Source organism: Micromonospora echinospora (assembly GCF_900091495.1).
Taxonomy (GTDB): domain Bacteria; phylum Actinomycetota; class Actinomycetes; order Mycobacteriales; family Micromonosporaceae; genus Micromonospora; species Micromonospora echinospora.
In genome coordinates this window covers 2,310,598-2,327,752 of record NZ_LT607413.1, presented here as the reverse complement: position 1 = coordinate 2,327,752, position 17,155 = coordinate 2,310,598, and the positions used below count along the sequence as shown (strand labels likewise).

Here is a 17,155-nt window from a genome sequence, read left to right as displayed (position 1 = left end):
TCGAAGCTGTGTGGTGACACCGGCCAGGCTGGGCCGGCGGGCTACTCCCGCCGACGGGGGACCTGTTGGAGCCGTACGTCGCCGCCGTGGGGGTGGGCAGCAGGTTGTGGGTCGACCCGGACGGCTCGACGAGGTCGGGCAGCCCGTACTGATGGCCCGGCCCCTTGCCGTCACGGGCGCATGGCGTCGGCAACGTCCTCACTCCCTTCCAGTCGCTCGGCGGGGGTGGCCAGCAGGAACAGCCGGTCCCGTCGGTGAGCGGCGCCGATGTCGGATGCGCGTAGGCAGAGCCAGCTCGTGTCGTACCCGAGCGCGGCCAGGTCGGCGTGGACGACGTCGAATCCCCGTCGCAGGAGCGCGGCGACGTTCTCCACGAACACGAGCGGGGGTCGAAGGTCGCGAACGGCTCTGGCGACGTGTGTCCAGAGGCTGGAGTGCTCGCCGGTGATGCCAGCTCGTTTTCCGGCGTTGCTGATGTCCTGGCACGGGAACCTGGCGGTGAGGATGTCGACCGGTTCGACCTGGGCCCAGTCGACGACGCGGATGTCACCGAGGTTGGGAGTGTCGGGCCAGTGGTGGGAGAAGACGGCGGTGGCGTGCCGGTCGGTCTCGGCGTACCAGACGACCCGGCCGCCGAGCACCAGCTCGACGGCCAGGTCGAGTCCCCCGTAGCCGCTGCAGAGGGATCCGATCCGTAGGCCGGTGGTGTGCGCAACGCTCACGCCACCCCCTTGTGCTCGGCGTCGACTGCGGCCAGCGCTTCGTGCGGGCAGGTCCACGGCCCGCAGCCCGGCGCATCCGCCAGGCGTAGGCGTGGACGCAGGACCACCTCGTCGAGGGGCACCCGCTGCCGGTGCAGGAAGAACTGTCCGCGCAGCGGGTGCCCTTCGGCGTTGGCTCGGGCGGATAAGGGGACCCTGCCCTGCGCGGCGAGCAGGAGGAGCGTGGAGCTCTGCACCCCGGCGCCGAGGGACAGGTAGCGGTGGGTGGGTGCGGTCACGTCACCACCTCGGTGCCCGCCGCCGGCAGCTGGGGCTTGCCGAGGACTAGGACGTCCTCGTGTGCGATGAGGTGCATCGGTACGCCGCTGGCCCTGGCCTTGCGGACCTGTTGGAGTTGGAAGAACGACGGTCGGGCGACGAGCTGCCCGTCGCGGACGGCGGCGAGCAGGGCGACGCACCGCTCGAGCGGTGTGAAGCCGGCGGCGGTGCCGGCCGCGAGGACCGCCGAGGGCAGGTCAACCAGCTTGCCCCGTTTGCGCCAGGGGCGGGCGGTCACGACGACCACTCCGCCGGGGCGCAGCAGGGCATGGCAGCCGCGCAGGATGTCGGTGAAGCCGTCGACCAGCCCGGCCAGGGAGGAGCGGTAGGCGAGGTTGCCCTTGTCCTCGCCGTAGCGGTTGTCGAACTTGGCGACCCCGTCGGCCCCGGGCCGGACAAGGCCGTGCACCGTCGGCCCGTACGGCGGCGAGGTCACCACCAGGGACACCTGCCCCTGCAGGGCCGTCGGCAGAAGGGCGGTGAGGCGGGTGGCGTCCCCGCGGATCACCGACCCACGGCCAGTGGCACCGTGCCGGTGCGCGTGGGCGATGTTGGCATCGGCGATGTCGGACCAGCGGGACTCGTACTCCACGCCGATGGCGTCGCGGCCCGCGTGGATGGCCTCCACGAGGGTGGTGCCGATCCCGCACATCGGGTCGAACACCAGGTCGCCGGGCTGGGTGTAGGAGCGAACCGCGTGGGCGGCGATCGCCGGCAACATCCGGGCCGGATGCTTGACCGACTGGGGCACGTACCGGCCACGGCGCTGGACCGGACCGGTCGACTGAGCGGTCGCCCAGACCGACAGGTCCTGCGGCCAGGCCGCAGTCGTCTCGTTGAAACCCGGCGTTGCGGTGGTGTTGTTGGTCGAGGGTTCAGGCACGCCGGTCACCGCCCTGCCTGCTTGTGAAGACGAGCAGGTCGGCGTGGACCTTGACGTGGAGCACGAACTGCTCGACACCCGTAGTACGGGCCAGGGAGAGCAGTTCCTCGTCGGTGGCGTGGTAGGTGAACCGGTCGCCGTCGCTGTCGGCGGCGACCGCGACGATGTGCTGCAGGTAGCCGAGTCCGCAACCTGCGGCGGCGTCGACCACGGGGGTGAAGTCCTCCGGGGCCGCGACCGCGCCGGCCGGAACCCCGACGACGAGGACCAGGCACCCGCCGGGACGCAGCAGCCGGCCGCAGGCGGCGAGCAGCCACGCCAGGCGGGCACGGTTGGCCGCGTCGCTGCTGGCGTCCAGCGGCCAGGTGGCCACCACGAGGCTGGTCCGCCCCTGCAGGTCGTCACCATCGCCCGGGACACCGGACGGTTCGTCACCCGCCACCCAGTCCGGGTCGGGGTCGGTGAGGTCGTCGCCGAACCACGCCCGCACGTCGTCCGGACCGTCGGAGTCCGGGTCGTCGTCGGGCTCGCCCGGGTGCTGCGGCGTCTGCGGCCCGACGAACAGCGCCGAGGCGCCAGTGAACCAGGCCGGGTGGTGTCGGCGCCCGCCGCGCAGGCAGGCGACGTCCAGGACGTGGGTGTCGGTGAGGTCGACGACCGCCTCGCCGGGCCGGCTGTACGCGGCGACGAGTCGGTACGCCAGCCGGTGGGAGATGGTCGTGCTCTGGTCGTCGCCGCTGCGGGCGGTGCGCCAGACGGTGATCGGTACCGGCGGGTCGCCGGCGACCAGATCCATCGGAGGGATGTTGGGGGTGCCGCCCTGGTGGGCGGGCTGCGGCGTGGAGTGGTCGCTCATGTGGTGTCGGCTCCGCGCCGCGCCGTGATGCGCTGACGTCTACCAATCGGCGTTTGTCAGCCGTGGCGAACACCTGGCGATCTGACAGCGACCTGAACTGGTCTGACAGTCCACGTTTCAGCTGATTTGCTCGATGCCACCTCAACCATGTGGGTGCGCCTCTCGTGCGGTGACAGACGCGGCCCGCACCTGTCGGCACCTCCCTGTCAGAGGCCGGTTCGTTAGGTTAGGTCCGTTTCGGGGTGAGGGTGAACACTCCGGGTTGGTTCTCGGTCAGGACGTGATGCTTGACCATGCGTTTGAGCTTCGCGCGGGCGCTCTCGACGTGTTTCGGGATGGGGTCGACGCCGAGGGCGAGGCAGATGTCCTTGGCCCGCATGCCGGTGGTCGTGGTGTCGAGGACCGTCAGGATCTGCTGGTAGGGGGCGCTGGCTATCGTCGGGTCATCGGCGGTGAACTCGGCGGCGGTGAGGATGCGCAGCGTGGTGCGGGTGACCTTCAGGTCAGCCAGCTCGCCCTCGATGCGGGCGAGGTCGGCGGTGAGGGCGGTGATCTGCTCGCGTAGCCGGTCGGCGGCCTGATCGGCGGTGGCTTCGCGTGCGGTGATCAGGTCGAGGATTACGGCGAGGTTCACCGGTGTCGCCAGGACGGTGTGCTGGTGCCGGTCAGCCGGCGCACGATGGTGACCATCGACGCCCACAACGTTCGTGACACGGCCGATTCCGGGCGGCTCTCGTACTCGCGCACGAGCCGGCGGTGCAGCATCAACGTGCCGTAGGTCTGCTCGACGATCCACCGCTTGCGTACTGGCACGAACCCGGGTCGGGTGTCGGATCGTTTGACGACCTCGACGTCGACCCCGAGGACGGCGCCGTGCAGCGCGAGGTCCTGCTTGAACCCGGCGTCGACCCACGCCCGGGTGACCGTCGGGGCGCGCTCGACGACTGTGTCGAGCAGTCGGATGCCGATGGCGTTGTCGGTGACCGAGGCGGCGGTCACCACGACCGCGATGACCAGACCGAGGGTGTCCACGGCCAGGGCGCGCTTGCGGCCGGACACCTTCTTGCCGGCGTCCTTGCCGGTCGTGGCGGCCGGGACATGGTTCGCCGCCCGGACCGACTGGCTGTCCAACACGACCGCGGTCGGATCCTCGGTCCGGCCGGCCTTCTCCCTGGCCTGGCAGCGCAGCAGATCATGGATCGCCTGGTCGGTGCCGTCGTCCCGCCACAGGGCGAAGTAGTAGTAGGTCGCGGACTTCGGCGGCAGGTCGTGCGGCAGGTACGCCCACTGACAGCCGGTCCGGTTCTGGTAGAGGATCGCGTTCACGATCTCCCGCAGGTCGTAGTCACCCTGATGCCCCGACACCGAGACCCGCTTGGCCTTCCACGCCCGCAGGAACGGCCCGATCAACGCCCACTGCGCGTCGGTGACATCGCTGGGGTACGGCTTCCGATCACCCATGAACGGCCTAACGCCACTACCGCCCGACGGTCACGACCAGGATTCACATTCCCCGACATCGAGAGACCGCTATCCGTGGCGAACCCGCTGAAGGACCCTCAACCGGACGCAAAGCATAGATCAAATCAAAAGCCCTCGAACCGGCCTCTGAGGCAGCCAGGAGACCGCGGCGTCTCGGAAGGACTGGTTGACCGGGACGAGGCGGGGGTCGTCCTGGTCGTCCAGCGCGCTGAGGTTGATGCCGATAAGGGTGTCGCCGTAGTCGAACGCAGCCACCGAGCTGCCACAGACGGCGCAGAACCCTCGCTTGGTCTTGCCTGGGAAGGTGTCGAACCACGTCGGCTCGCCGCCTTCGCCGGTCCAGCTCAGCCCCTCCAGCGGGAAGCTGACCCACGACTGGATCGGCCCGCCGGCCCGCTTCTGGCAGTGGGTGCAGCTGCAGACGTGGGGGTAGTCGGGCTCACCGCTCACGGTGAACCGGACCTTCCCACACAGGCAGCCGCCGGTCCGGACCTCGCTGGCGACGACCGACTCGGGCATCAGCTGAGATCCCTCGGAGACCGCCGCTGCGGCGGCAGACTCGTCGGATTTGCGGGCGCAGTGCCGGCAGCGCCGTGGACAGGGCGTCTGGGGTGCCGCGCTGGTGAGGCCGCTGGTGTGCAGGATCGTGGTGACGGTCTGTTCGAAGGTGCTGGTCTCGGCGATGACAGTTTCACCGGGGACATCGAGCAGGTCGCGGTGGGCGTACCAGGTGCGCATCTCGTCGGCGGTGACGGGAATGGGCTCAGCGCGGCTGAGGTGGCGGCGGACGGTCTCGTCGAAGGACACGTCCAGGTAGAACACGGCGGCCGGTCCGGGATGGTTGTCGATGAGCTGGTGCAGGACGGGGGCGTACCGTTCGGTGTGCAGGATGCCTTCGAGGATGACGTGGTAGCCGAGGTCGAGGGCGGTGCGGGCGGTCGCGGTGATGAACGCCGGAGCGACCGGGTGGATATGTGAGCTGTCGTGTTCGCGCAGCACGATCCGACGCAGGTGGTCCTGTTCCAGGAGTGCGATCCCACGGCCGTAGCGTCGGCGGGCCTCGCGGGCGGCGGTCGTCTTCCCGCTACCGGAGTTCCCGCGAACGATGACGAGGGTCGGCTCGGTAGCGGTCACCGGTGATCTCCGGTGGTCCAGGTGATCGCGGTGGTGGTGTGGTGGCGGGGAACGAGTAGTTGTGGTTGGTCGGTGGGCGGGATGGTGACGCCGGTGGGGTACACCCTGATGTCCGGGCCGGGCTGGTGGCGGTGGTCACGGTCCCAGGCGGTGATGAGGTCGACGACGTGCTGGGTCAGTGGTGCGGCGTGGGGGCCGTAGCCACGGGCGCCGAACTCCCAGGTGGTGTCGTCGAGTTGGCGGATGGTGAGGTAGGCGATGCTGTCGCCGGTGAGGAGCGCGGGGCAGGAAACCCAGTTCTGCGGGTCCATGTCCGCAGTGCGGTCCCGGTCGACGGCGAGGAGTCCGTACGGGTGGGGCTGGCTGGCCAGCCAGAGGTGCAGTGACTCGAACGACGTCGCGGGCGGGACGGTCACCTCGGACCAGGCGTCGACCCCGGGACCGTCCAGCGCGGGGGTCAGGGCGTCGAGGTTGAGAGATCGGGTGTCGGGGTCGTCGATGCGCAGGGTCACATCGTCACCGCGCAGCGCCCGCCGGGTCACGGGGTTGGCGCCAGCGCCTTGCATGGGCACGAAGCCGCAGAGGATCGCGTCGGTAGCGGTGAGGTGGTCGCCGTCACGGGCGAGAGTGAGGCATCGGGTGTTGCCGCGCATCCGAAGCGGTACGACGAGGAAACCATCGGGAGCGAGCTGATCGGTCCAGGCGGGTGGGATGTCGCTGGCCTCGACGGTGACGACGATCGCGTCGTACGGCGCCCCTGCCAACCAGCCGGTCGCCGCGTCGGCCTGCACCACCTGGACGTTCGGGTATCCGGCGATGTCGAGGGCGGTCCGGGCGTTGGCGACGATGTCGGAGTCGATGTCGATGCTGGCCACCGTGCCCTGGGGGCCGACGACCTCGGCGATGAGCGCGGCGTTGTAACCGCCGGAACCGATCTCCAACACCCGCCCACCCGGGTGTAGGCGGGCGGCTTCCAGCATCATGGCCTGCAGCCACGGCGCGGAGATGGAACTGGTCGCGCGTCCGTCCGGGCCACGTTTCGTGATGACTACGTCGTCGGCGTAGGCGGCGTCGACGCTGACCTCGCCGGGGGCGAACAGGTGCCGCGGCACCCGGCGAAACGACGCCTCCACCTCCGGTGAGGTGATCCGGCCGTCAGCGAGCAACTGGTCGGCCAGCCGGGCCCGGGCCTCCTCCGGGCTGCTGTCGACTTGCGGGGTGGTGTCGAGCGCGGAACCAACCATGATCAGACCTCCGTCGGTGCGGGCACGGGGCGACGATATGGGGCGCATACGACAAAACGAGCCCCTCCCGGCGGGCGGATTCCTCTGGTGTTCACCTAAAGGTCCTTGCTGGGCACGGCGGGCTGGACACGTTCAGTCGCACCCGCCTTGGTCACGCCAACCCTGAGCCGACAGCGTGCATGCTCCTCGCACCACAAATCCAGCGCAGTTCCAGGCGAGGAGGACGTGGTACGCCAGCATGGCGCGCGCCCTCGGGTCAGGCGCCCCGTCTGGACCAGCGCCTCGGGGGCGGCACCGGCCGCGCGGAACCCTGCCCATCCACTCGGCGGCGCACCTCGGCGGCCCGTCGACAAACAACGAATCGCCCGGATGCGTCAACGGCGAGGAAGCGGGCCACGGCTGCGTCGAGGGCACGCAGCGACTGGTCGACGGTGCAGTCAACCACCATGGTGGACGGTACTGGCGGCCGCCGATTGCTCGTTGACTCGACCTCGCCGTGGCGGCGTTCGCCAGCACGGCGCATCCCCAACCAGCCACGTCGGTGAATAGCTGAGGAGCCCGACTACACCCAGCAGCGTCGATCGGGCGCATACCACCTACATCCTGCCGCCGTGACCAGTCCACTCACCACACAGCAACTTCCTTGACATCAGAGCGATCTCCATGGAATGTAATTCATGCGTGCATGAATAAGTGATCTTGTTCGATGATGCTGTAGGAGGCAGTTCGATGCCACACCCCCAGGCTGCGACCGCGCCTGACGCTGAAAGGCGAGATCACCAGACCTCCGGGCCCGTGAGGTTCGGTCTAATCGGCTGCGGGCAGTGGGGTGCCAACGTCGCGGCGGCAGTTGAACGAAGTGTCGGAGCCCGGCTGTCGGCTGTGGCGGACGCCAGTCCCGAGGCTGCAACGAGACTTGCCGCCCGTCTGACGTCCGCACCCAAGGTCCTATCCCCAGCGGACCTGCTGGGTAACCGGCAGATCGAGGCGGTGCTGATCGTGACGCACGCCGCAAGTCACTTCGAGCTTGCTATGGCGGCGATCTCCCAGGGCAAGCACGTATTTGTCGAGAAGCCCCTGGCCCTGTCGACCACGGATTCGGTCGCGTTGACCAAGGCCGCAGCGACAGCTGGTCTCACTCTCATGGTGGGCCACACGTTCCTGTACTCCGAGCACGTCATCGACGTTGAGCGTGCTCTTCGGGAGGGGCAGGTCGGCGAGCTGCGTTACGTCAGCCTGCAGCGCCTGGCGTACGGAAGGTTCCGCGACGACGCCAACGTCATCTGGAACCTCGGACCGCATGACGTGTCGATCCTGATTCGCTGGGCTGGACGTCCGCCGGCGGCGGTGCGCTGTGTGGAGTACATGTTCACCCGGCCCACCGTTTCCGACCTGGCTTTCCTCACGCTCGACTTCGGCGACTTCCTTGGCCACGTGCACGTCAGCTGCATCGACCCCGAGAAGGTCAGGCGGGCTACGGTCGCGGGCACATCGGGAGGCATCGTCTACGACGACGTGGACGGAGCTGTCCGGCTGCATGTCAACGGCAGCAAGGTGCTGCCGCGAACGCTCTCGACAGCCGATCGTCGCCCTCCGCTCGACACCGAGCTGAGCCACTTCGCGGACTGCGTCCGCACTGGTGCGCGTCCAAGGACTGACGGCATCCACGGCGCGATCGTGGTGGCTGTGCTGGAAGCCGCCACTGCTTCGGCCGCACTCGGCGGCGACTGGATCGACCTCACGATGACCTTGGGCCAGGTGTCGTCGGCCACCGATCCCGGCCCCCGGCCCGATCGACCCGCCTACGGTCCCTCACTCGTTCCCTCGCAAAGGACGGCCTTAGCGTGACCGACTTGCTGATCTCCGACCGGCTGAACACCCGCCAAATCGACACCGATCTCGTCGAGGTGCTCCGTGAGGCTTTCGGCGGCGTCCCTGCGGTGGTCGGCGCGATGCTGATGGGCTCGCGTTCACGCGGTATCGCCCACGCTAAAAGCAACATCGACGTTCAAATGATCATTGACTGCCTCGACGCCGGCACCGCCGAGGGCATCGCGAAGGTCCGCGACGAACTGGCAGCACAGCTCGGCATTCCGATCAGCGTCAACGTGCACACTCTGGCCGACGCGCAGCCCTTACTGGGGCGATACGAGCTGTTCCAGCACAAAAACCGCGCGGAGCTGTTCATCTACCAGGCGAAGTACACCAGCGTGAACCTGTTCGGGCGGAACATCTTCGCCGAGTTCACCGACCCGCCTCCGTCGCGTACCCGTCGCGAGGCGATCCGGACCGTAGCCTCCTTTTCCTACTTCCTGCGCAAGTTCCTGTTCGACGTCTCTATGGCACCCCACGGCGCGGCCGAGTTCGTGCGGACGCCGCTCATCAGCCTGGAGTACATCGCGGCGTTCTACGGCTACCTCAGCATGGGCTACCGGGACGGCCTGGATCATCTGACCGCGACCGAGCGACTGACCGCTGAGGAGATCGCGTTCCTGGAGGAGTGCGCTACCCGCAAGGCCACTTCGCAGTACGAGGAGGTGGGCGCGGCCTTCGCGTTGCGCGGGGCGACCTTCCTAGACGCCGCCCATGGCCGCATGCTCGACGACTTCCGCCGCCGGGGCGTCAGCGACGTGCGATGGAACGGACAGGACAGCGCGGTCCGCTGGGACATTGAGCTACCGCAGGCAGCAGCAATGAGCATCCTGTGGGCTGGGCACAAGGCACTGCTCGTGCAGCGACACCCCGACGACTACCTCTACCCCGGCCAATGGACGATCCCCGGCGGCTACCTCCAGGCCGGCGAGGATCCTCGCGACGGAGCGACCCGTGAGGTGTGGGAGGAGACCGGCACCTACCTCGCCGTCAGTCGCCTGTTCGACGGCCAGCCCGTCGTGAGTGGCCGACTGGCCGCGTTCTCGTTCGAGATTGAGTTGCCCGACAGCGTCGCACCTCGCCTGACCGAGCACTCGAACTACCGGTTCGTCGATGCGAGCGAGGTGCTGTCGATGGACCTCACCCCCGAGGCCCGCCTGATCTTCGAGCGTCGCCTCAGCCAGACACACCCCCACTGAAACCGGCCAGCGCAAGAGTGAGGATGCCACGACATGGATGCCGCTGAATACGACCATCTCGCCGTCGAGACGACGGTCCGGGCACTCTGGGAGGAGCACGACATCTATCGGTTCGACCGCTCGGCGGTCGGCCCGGTGTTCAGCATCGATACGCCTCCTCCGTACGTGTCGGCGTCCCACCTTCACGTCGGCCATGCCATGAGCTACTCGCAGCCCGACTTCGTGGTCAGGTACCGAAGGATGCAAGGCGACCGTGTCTTCTACCCGATGGGTTTTGACGACAACGGCCTCCCCACCGAGCGCTACGTCGAGAAGACCTACGGGGTCAAAGCCGTCGACATGCCGCGGTCGGAGTTCGTGGCCCTGTGCCTGGCCGAAACCCGCAAGACGGCTGCCCGGTATGAGGACCTGTGGCGCCGGGTGGGTCTGTCGGTCGACTGGAATCTGCTCTACTCGACCATCGACAAGCGGTGCCAGCTCACCGCGCAGACGAGTTTCATCAAGCTCCACGAGGCGGGCCATCTGCGCCGGGTGGAAGATCCGATCATCTGGTGTACCGAGTGCCGGACCGCCCTGGCGCAAGCCGATGTCGAAGACCTCGACCGCAATGGGAAGATGCACGACATCGCTTTCGCGGCGGCGGACAGTCGGGCGCTGGTCATCGCAACGACCCGCCCCGAGCTTCTGCCCGCCTGCGTGGCGCTGTACTTCCATCCGGAGGACGAGCGGTACCGGGACCTGCTCGGCACTCAGGCGACCGTGCCGCTGTTCGGCTATCAGGTCCCGATCAAGGCCGATAAGTCCGTGGATCCCGCCTTCGGCACGGGGCTGATGATGGTCTGTACCTTCGGCGACGGCGAAGACGTCCTGAAGTGGCGACGCGACGGGCTCGACCTGCGGCTCGTCGTCACCCCCGACGGTCGGCTGTCAGATCTCGCCGGGCAGTTCGCGGGTCTGCAACTGACCCAGGCGCGAGCGGCAATCGTGGCCCGGCTCGCAGAGATCGGCGCGTTGAGTAGAAGCCGCCCGCTCAAACAGAACGTCGGGGTGCACGAGCGGTGTCTGACGCCGGTCGAGTACCAGATCCGGGCGCAGTGGTTCATCCGCGTGCGCGAGCACCAGGACACGTTCCTGGCCCGCGCCAAGGAGCTGACCTGGATACCCGCCCACATGCAGCGCCGCCTCGAAGACTGGATCGAGGGCCTGAAGTGGGACTGGAACATCAGCCGCCAGCGGCACTACGGCGTGCCGTTTCCGGTGTGGTTCTGCGACGACTGCGGCCACGCGGTCACCGCCGACCTGAGCGCGCTGCCCGCCGACCCCCTCGCCGATGCACCGCCAGTGGATGCCTGCCCGGCCTGCTCCGGTCGCCTCAGCCCGGATCCCGACGTCATGGACACGTGGATGACCTCCTCCCTGTCGCCACAGATCAACGACGGCTGGGCGGTCAACGGGCTGAACAGCGACCCGCGGCTGGCTCCCATGAGTTTGCGTGTGCAGGCATTCGAGATCATCAGAACCTGGCTGTTCTACACCATCGTGCAGTCGCAGTACCACTTCGACCGGCTGCCCTGGCAGACCGTGATGATCTCCGGCTGGGGGCTGAACGAGCAGGGCAAGAAGATCGCCAAGCGAGACCTCGACCAGTCCACCACGCCGGACGGCTTCAACCGCTACGTCCCCGATCACGTCATCGAGCGGTACGGCGCCGATGCGCTGCGCATCTGGGCCACCAAGGCGCGGATCGGCACCGATCTACGCTACAACGAGAAGGACGTCAAGACCGGCCGCAAGTTCGCCGTGAAGATGTGGAACGTCGCCCGACTGATGACCATGTACGGGTTCGACCCACAAGCCGCGCCAGATCCCGCAGCGCTGTGCACCGACGTGGACCGGTGGATGCTGTCGCACCTGGCGTCCGCCATCGACGAGACCACCGCGGCGATGGACGAGTACGACTTCATGCAGGGATACCAGGCCGCGACACGCTTCTTCTGGTCAGTCTTTTGCGACCGGTACATCGAGATGGTCAAAGAGCGGTTCCTCAACCCCGGCAACCACACCGACGCCGACCGGGCCAGCGCCCGCGCGGCGCTCGGCATCGGCTTCCGCGCCGTCCTCGGCATGTTCGCGCCCTTCGCCCCGTTCATCACGGACTATCTCTACCAGCAGATGTTCCGGCCCCACGAGAACACCATCAGCCTTCACCTCACGTCCTGGCCGGCACCGCAGCCACAGTGGCGGACCGACCGCAAGCTCATCGACACCATGTCCACGATCCTCGACCAAATCCGCGTCCTGCGTAGCGGCCTCAACCTCGGCAGCAACACCCGCATCGCGAAAGTCGTGCTGCAGGGCGTCACCGACGACGGCCACCGAACCGCCCGAGCACTAGCCGAACCGCTTCGCGTGGCTGCCCGCGCCGACGAAGCGGTTTTCGGTGACGCGGACACCGACAGCGGCGTCAACGGCATCAGGGTCGCCATCATCGCCTGATATACCGCCCGGCTGGCCCACTACCTGATTCATGGTGGCCAGCCGGGCACGCCTACCCGAACCCTCGGAGCCGTACACATCAGCTACGGAGGCACGCCATGCCCACACGAGTACGCAGCTTCGCCCCTGGGCCGTCCATCCTCCCCGACGACGTGCTGACCGAGTACCAGGCAAGCGTTGAGCACTACGCCGACACCGGGCTCGGCATCCTCGAACTGGGCCACCGCAGCGGACAGTTCGAGCGGCTCTACAACAACACGGTCGAGCGCCTGCGCGCGCTCATCGGCGTCCCGGTGGGGTACAAACTGCTGCTACTACACGGTGGCGCGCGCTTCCAGTTCACGATGCTGCCCGCCAACCACCTCAGCCCGGACGCCGTCGCGGACTACGTGGTCACGGGACACTTCGGGGCGGCGGCAGCCGCCGAGGCGGCGGTATACGGCTACGTCAACATCGCTGCCTCCACGCACGCAGCCGGCTACCTGCGTCTGCCTTCGCCAGCCGAGGCGTCGTTCACGCCGACCGCCCGGTACGTGCACTACACGTCGAACAACACCGAAATGGGCACGCAGTTCAAGCAACCGCCCGACATCCCGGCGAGCACATGGCTCGCCTGTGACGCGTCCAGCGACCTCCTCACCCGCCCGTTCGACATTGCCCGGCACGGCCTGATCTACGCGACCTCTCACAAGAACCTCGGTACCGCCGGCGTCGCGCTCGTCGTGATCCGAGCCGACCTTCTCGAACCGGTACGGCAGCTCCCGCCCTTCCTCAGCTACCTCACGCACGCGCAGGCGGGGTCGCGATTCAACACCCCGCCGATCAGTGCGATCTTCGTTCTGAACCTCATGGCCGGGTGGACCATCCAGCAGGGCGGAGTCGAGGCGATGGACACCCTCAGCACCACCAAGTCCCAGATGCTCTACCGCACGATCGACGACAGCGACTTCTATACGGGCCTCGCCGACCGTGACAGCCGGTCGAAGGTCAATGTCACGTTCGCGCTGCCGACCGCGGAGTTGGAGGACGAGTTTCAGGCAGACGCCGCGCAGCAGGGACTTGTCGGGCTGTGGGGATACCGCAAGGTCGGACACCTGCGTGCTTCGCTGTTCAACGCGGTCTCCCTGGATGCGGTCGGCCAGCTCGTCGAATTCATGGCGCACTTCGCCCGCGCCAAGCGGCGGCGGCTGCCCCGCCGCGTCCCGGGCGGCGGAGCGCGGGTGCCGCGATGATCGCGTGGGAGGACCGCGAGCCGAGCACGGTCCTGTTGGCGCCGCCGTCACCGCCCGGTGCACCGCACCTCGGCGGCATCTACACATGGGTGCTGCTCGACGCGGCTCGCCGGACTGCCCAGTATTTCGGCGGTGATGCTCACCTGCCGCAGTCGTGGAACATGGCAAGCCGCCGCCTGGAGCCGACGTTCGGACACGATCCGGAGGAGTTCGCCCGCTATTGCGGACTTGCTGTCGACAACGCCGTCGCCACGTTGGAAGGCTTCGGCATCGCGGTGTCGCCCCATGCCGCACTACGGGATGACGATGCGTCCGTGCGAGCACTCGTCCAGGCCGTCATCACCGACCTGGCCAACAGCGACGTCGTCCGCTACCTGGCCGCTGAGGAGAAGTGGTGCCTCAGTTGCCGGATCGCCCTCCCGCCGAGCGCCGATACCGAGCACTGCTTCACCTGTGGTGGCAAGCTGCGTGTGCGAACCACATGGGACTGGTTCTTACCCGTCGACCTTGACGAGGTGTTCCGTCGCGCGGCCACCGTCGAATGGGTGCCCGGCTATGGCATCCGCCGTCTGCGCAGCCTCGCCGACGTCCATCCGTTGATTCGAGTCGGTCACCCTCGGCGGAATCTCGGCGTCCCTTCCCCGCTACATGACGGCGAGATCCTCGATCCGCGGCTGGTTGGTGCTCTCGGGCCAAGCCTGCTGCGCCGCCTCGGCCTTGACGGCCCGATCGTGGCCGCGGCCGGATTCGATATCCAGCGCAAGTGGCTGTTGACGCTCCTGGCCGCCAACCGACCCGGCGCACTGCCCGCCGTGATCGTTCAGCACGGCACGCTGCTGGACACGGCGGGACGCAAGCTCTCGCGCTACACCGGTGCCTCACTCGCCGACGCGCCGGCTGATGTCGAGCCGTGCCTCGTCCGCGCCGCGCTGCTGTCCTCACCGCTCGGCAAGGATCTCCGTGCTACCGCGCTGGCCACCGTGGGTGCCTCACGGCTGCGCGAAAAGGTGTTGAACAGTCTGCGGTACATCGGTCTACAGCAACCCCGCACCGGCGGCATCGACTTGGACGCCGCATGCGACGAGCTGCTCAGCGAGGTCGAGTCGCAGCTGAAGGCGTTCGACGTCCCACGTGCTTACGCGGGCTTCCTGCGCGCGGTCCTCTCCGTATCCAGCACGCTCATCCCGATGATCCGGCGGCAGGGCATGGCCTCCTACGCCGCGACCTGCCGCCGCATCGTCTCGCTGCACGGCATCTTCTATGGCGATGACCCACGGTTGCCTGGAATGTCTGCCGGCCTCAAGCTGCGCGATACGGACGGCGGTAAAGGGCTCAAGTGAGGGCGCCCGACCGCACCCCTTCGTGATCGTTCGCCTGATTCGGCTGCCGTCTACTCGGCCAGGTGAAAAACGCGGCCACGACCAGCACCACCGCAGCGACAACGAAGGTCGCGTCCAGCCCGGCCGACTTCGCCACCGCGCCGCCGACAAGCGCACCGAGTCCCGCCCCGCCCAGGCCCAGAATCCGGAACGCCGCGACCACCCTTCCGATCAAGCCGTCCGGTGACAGCGCCTGCCGAGCTGAGCCGACAGCGACGGACGCCAGACTTGCCGCCGCGCCGTAGACCACGAACAGCGCTGCTATCACCCAGACGTTGCCTGTCAGCATCGCCACCAGCCACACCCCCGCCTGGACAGTCATTGCGGCAGCCTGCACCTTGCGGTACGCCAAACCCGCGATCAGGCGGCGAGCATTGGCCGCAGCGACGATCCCACCCACCGCCATCGCGGCCAGCAGAGCCCCGTAGGCCGCGTTCGGAAGGTGAAGTGTGCGTTGGGCATAGAGCACGAACGTCCCCATGACCATGAAATAGCCGAGGTTGAACACACCCATCGCGACCGCGAGGACGCGAAGGTCCGGTGTTCTGAACAGGTGGCGCATGCCTTCACGAATCGACGCCCACAACGGCTGACGGGCCGGCTGCTCAGACCGCACATCGGGCACCATCCGCACCAGTGCCGCCGAGACCAGGAACGAGACCGCGTCGACGGCGAACGGCAGAGACCGGCCGACTGAGAACGTCAACGAGCCGAGAGGCGGACCCACCAGCGACCGTCCCGTGGTGTCCAGCGCCCAGTACCGGCCGTTGACCTTGCTCAGGTTATCCCCGTCCCTGCCGATGATCATCGGGATCACCGCCTGCGACGCGGCGTCGAAGAAGCACTGGGCGACACCCACCGCGAAGACGACCGTGATCAGCAGCGGAATGCTCGCCCAACCGAGCGCCAGCGCTGCGACCAGCAGCCCGATCAGCACCGCGCGGACGAGGTCGGCAATCACGAGCACTCGACGGCGTGGCCACCTGTCCGCGAGCGCTCCAGCAGGCAGCCCGAGGGCCAGCCATGGCAGATAGAAGGCCGCGCTCACAGCGGAGATCGCAAGCGGATCGGCTGTGAGCGTCGAAGCCAGCAGCGGCGCGGCGGCGATGAACGCTCCGTCGCCTGCGACGGAGACAGCGACCGCAGCCAACAGTGGACGGATCTGACGCCGCCGGTCGGCAGCAGCCGGCCGGTCCGATGGTACTGGCCGGGTGCTTTCAGGCTGCGGGGCGACCGAACTCACCTTTGCCCACGCCATGCAAGAACACCGCCCACTCGTGCCGTGTGAAGACTAGGACGGAGCTGTCGTCAGACAGTTTTGAGTCCCGCACCCCCACCTCCTCCTCGACGAACGCGGCCTCTACGCAGCCCGTGTCGCCGCTCACGCTGCTCTTTCGCCACGTCGCGCCTGCGAACCCCACTGATGACATCAGCTTCCTCCCACTCCGGGAACGATGGCGTCAAGGCGCTCGACCTCAACATCGAGAGCATTGAGGTATTCAACGACATGATTGCCGTGCAGTGCAACGGACTTCAGCCCCGTAAACGCCTTCTCAAACCGGGCGACAGCAGCCTCCTCGCTGAAGTAGCAGTCACCTCCAGGCGACTCGATCCATACAGTGCGAGGGCTGAGGCCGGACCGGAAGTCGAAAATGGTGAACCCCTGAGCTGCTACGACTGGGTGCTGCACGCCGATCGGGACGACACCGAGCTCGATGTTGGGATGGTCCACCAAGCCCGTCAGATGCTGGATCTGACCTCGGGACACCTCGACCGGGAACGCGCGGAACAGCAGAGCTCGAGCGTCCACCACAACCACGAAGCGAGGCGCGTCAGGCCCCTCCAGCATCTGCTGTCGCGCCATGCGCACGTCGGCGATGTAGTCCGGGCTTCCCGCCCCGACCGCGACCGCCATCGCATGGGCGTAGGCTCGGGTCTGCAACAGGCCCGGCACGACGACCGGCTGATATTGCCTGATCTCCCGCGTTGTCGACTCCAGCGCCGCGACTGCCCCCTGTCTCCGTCCCCAGCCGCCGGCAATCGTGATCCAGGACCCCTCGCCGTTCTCCTCCGCAGTCGCCGCCAGCAGCTCAGCACGGATGTCGGGATCGACCCCGTAGAGACCGAGCAACCGGTCTACGTCGCGAACGGTGAATGCCGTCGCCCCGGTTTCGATCCGGGAGACCTTCGACTGCGACCACTCGAGCGAATCTGCGACGCGCTCCCCGGACCATCCCAGGTTCTCGCGTACTCGACGCAGCTCAGCGCCCACTCGGTAGCGTTGAGGCGATCCGCGAGTACCCATACGTCAGCGACTCCATGCGCACGTGCATAAACT

General features: G+C 67.8%; 15 protein-coding genes and 2 pseudogenes. 5 read left to right on the top strand and 12 right to left on the bottom strand.

From position 1 onward, the window contains the following. Positions 1 to 170: 170 nt before the first annotated feature. The 9 genes and pseudogenes from GA0070618_RS33980 to fxlM form a co-directional block, all read right to left on the bottom strand. Entirely contained in the window at positions 171 to 722 is a 552-nt protein-coding gene (locus GA0070618_RS33980) for a DNA cytosine methyltransferase (RefSeq protein ID WP_172900277.1), read from the bottom strand. After that, entirely contained in the window at positions 719 to 1,000 is a 282-nt protein-coding gene (locus GA0070618_RS10690) for a hypothetical protein (RefSeq protein ID WP_231931687.1), read from the bottom strand. The genes GA0070618_RS33980 and GA0070618_RS10690 overlap by 4 nt, the downstream gene beginning before the upstream one ends. Beyond that, a complete protein-coding gene (locus GA0070618_RS10685; RefSeq protein WP_088981500.1) occupies positions 997 to 1,932 on the bottom strand; it encodes a TRM11 family SAM-dependent methyltransferase in 936 nt (311 codons plus the stop codon). Before GA0070618_RS10685 ends, GA0070618_RS10690 begins: the two co-directional genes overlap by 4 nt. Further along, positions 1,916 to 2,779 (bottom strand): hypothetical protein, encoded by an 864-nt coding sequence (locus GA0070618_RS10680; RefSeq protein ID WP_094978042.1) that lies wholly within the window; start codon positions 2,777 to 2,779, stop codon positions 1,916 to 1,918. Before GA0070618_RS10680 ends, GA0070618_RS10685 begins: the two co-directional genes overlap by 17 nt. Before the next feature lie 226 nt (positions 2,780 to 3,005). After that, positions 3,006 to 3,413 (bottom strand): hypothetical protein, encoded by a 408-nt coding sequence (locus tag GA0070618_RS10675; RefSeq protein WP_088980870.1) that lies wholly within the window; start codon positions 3,411 to 3,413, stop codon positions 3,006 to 3,008. Next, on the bottom strand, positions 3,410 to 4,240 hold the full coding sequence (locus tag GA0070618_RS10670; protein WP_088980871.1) for an IS5 family transposase: 831 nt from the start codon (positions 4,238 to 4,240) through the stop codon (positions 3,410 to 3,412). Before GA0070618_RS10670 ends, GA0070618_RS10675 begins: the two co-directional genes overlap by 4 nt. A gap of 120 nt (positions 4,241 to 4,360) precedes the next feature. Next, positions 4,361 to 4,738: pseudogene (locus tag GA0070618_RS35480) on the bottom strand (GFA family protein); the annotation flags it as partial. Between the two features lie 126 nt (positions 4,739 to 4,864). Then, a pseudogene (locus GA0070618_RS35475) lies at positions 4,865 to 5,395 on the bottom strand (AAA family ATPase); the annotation flags it as partial. Next, positions 5,392 to 6,639, bottom strand: a complete 1,248-nt coding sequence (gene fxlM / locus GA0070618_RS10655; RefSeq protein WP_088981499.1) for a methyltransferase, FxLD system — start codon at positions 6,637 to 6,639, stop codon at positions 5,392 to 5,394. The pseudogene GA0070618_RS35475 and the gene fxlM, both read right to left, overlap by 4 nt. A gap of 729 nt (positions 6,640 to 7,368) precedes the next feature. Here fxlM and GA0070618_RS10650 point away from each other — a divergent pair. From GA0070618_RS10650 to GA0070618_RS10630, 5 genes are all read left to right on the top strand, one after another. Next, the gene (locus tag GA0070618_RS10650) at positions 7,369 to 8,487 is read left to right on the top strand and encodes a Gfo/Idh/MocA family protein (RefSeq protein ID WP_088981498.1); all 1,119 of its coding nucleotides are present in this window, start codon (positions 7,369 to 7,371) and stop codon (positions 8,485 to 8,487) included. Next, positions 8,484 to 9,710: an NUDIX domain-containing protein gene (locus GA0070618_RS10645; protein WP_088981497.1), complete on the top strand. Its 1,227-nt coding sequence runs from the start codon at positions 8,484 to 8,486 to the stop codon at positions 9,708 to 9,710. Before GA0070618_RS10650 ends, GA0070618_RS10645 begins: the two co-directional genes overlap by 4 nt. A gap of 33 nt (positions 9,711 to 9,743) precedes the next feature. Further along, positions 9,744 to 12,206, top strand: coding sequence for a valine--tRNA ligase (locus GA0070618_RS10640; RefSeq protein WP_088981496.1), 2,463 nt, complete (start codon positions 9,744 to 9,746; stop codon positions 12,204 to 12,206). 98 nt (positions 12,207 to 12,304) lie between these two features. Next, positions 12,305 to 13,438: a 3-phosphoserine/phosphohydroxythreonine transaminase gene (serC, locus tag GA0070618_RS10635; RefSeq protein WP_088981495.1), complete on the top strand. Its 1,134-nt coding sequence runs from the start codon at positions 12,305 to 12,307 to the stop codon at positions 13,436 to 13,438. Beyond that, positions 13,435 to 14,778 (top strand): hypothetical protein, encoded by a 1,344-nt coding sequence (locus GA0070618_RS10630; RefSeq protein ID WP_088981494.1) that lies wholly within the window; start codon positions 13,435 to 13,437, stop codon positions 14,776 to 14,778. Before serC ends, GA0070618_RS10630 begins: the two co-directional genes overlap by 4 nt. Here the strand turns inward: GA0070618_RS10630 and GA0070618_RS10625 are convergent. From GA0070618_RS10625 to GA0070618_RS10615, 3 genes are read right to left on the bottom strand one after another with little or no spacing between them, the layout of a single operon-like run. After that, positions 14,771 to 16,075: an MFS transporter gene (locus tag GA0070618_RS10625; protein WP_088981493.1), complete on the bottom strand. Its 1,305-nt coding sequence runs from the start codon at positions 16,073 to 16,075 to the stop codon at positions 14,771 to 14,773. The two genes, GA0070618_RS10630 and GA0070618_RS10625, sit on opposite strands and share 8 nt — an antisense overlap. Then, complete coding sequence (locus tag GA0070618_RS10620; protein WP_088981492.1) at positions 16,035 to 16,247, bottom strand: DUF397 domain-containing protein; 213 nt, start codon at positions 16,245 to 16,247, stop codon at positions 16,035 to 16,037. The genes GA0070618_RS10625 and GA0070618_RS10620 overlap by 41 nt, the downstream gene beginning before the upstream one ends. Next, positions 16,247 to 17,089: a helix-turn-helix domain-containing protein gene (locus tag GA0070618_RS10615; protein ID WP_157748931.1), complete on the bottom strand. Its 843-nt coding sequence runs from the start codon at positions 17,087 to 17,089 to the stop codon at positions 16,247 to 16,249. The genes GA0070618_RS10620 and GA0070618_RS10615 overlap by 1 nt, the downstream gene beginning before the upstream one ends. Between the last annotated feature and the right edge of the window lie 66 nt (positions 17,090 to 17,155).

What these genes read in the sequence shown, in the direction of transcription:
- GA0070618_RS10680 (WP_094978042.1), bottom strand. Translation starts at nt 2,779, where the DNA reads ATGAGCGACCACTCCACGCCGCAGCCCGCCCACCAGGGCGGCACCCCC.
- GA0070618_RS10670 (WP_088980871.1), bottom strand. Translation starts at nt 4,240, where the DNA reads ATGGGTGATCGGAAGCCGTACCCCAGCGATGTCACCGACGCGCAGTGG.
- fxlM (WP_088981499.1), bottom strand. Translation starts at nt 6,639, where the DNA reads ATGGTTGGTTCCGCGCTCGACACCACCCCGCAAGTCGACAGCAGCCCG.
- GA0070618_RS10650 (WP_088981498.1), top strand. Translation starts at nt 7,369, where the DNA reads ATGCCACACCCCCAGGCTGCGACCGCGCCTGACGCTGAAAGGCGAGAT.
- GA0070618_RS10640 (WP_088981496.1), top strand. Translation starts at nt 9,744, where the DNA reads ATGGATGCCGCTGAATACGACCATCTCGCCGTCGAGACGACGGTCCGG.
- serC (WP_088981495.1), top strand. Translation starts at nt 12,305, where the DNA reads ATGCCCACACGAGTACGCAGCTTCGCCCCTGGGCCGTCCATCCTCCCC.
- GA0070618_RS10630 (WP_088981494.1), top strand. Translation starts at nt 13,435, where the DNA reads ATGATCGCGTGGGAGGACCGCGAGCCGAGCACGGTCCTGTTGGCGCCG.
- GA0070618_RS10625 (WP_088981493.1), bottom strand. Translation starts at nt 16,075, where the DNA reads ATGGCGTGGGCAAAGGTGAGTTCGGTCGCCCCGCAGCCTGAAAGCACC.
- GA0070618_RS10620 (WP_088981492.1), bottom strand. Translation starts at nt 16,247, where the DNA reads ATGTCATCAGTGGGGTTCGCAGGCGCGACGTGGCGAAAGAGCAGCGTG.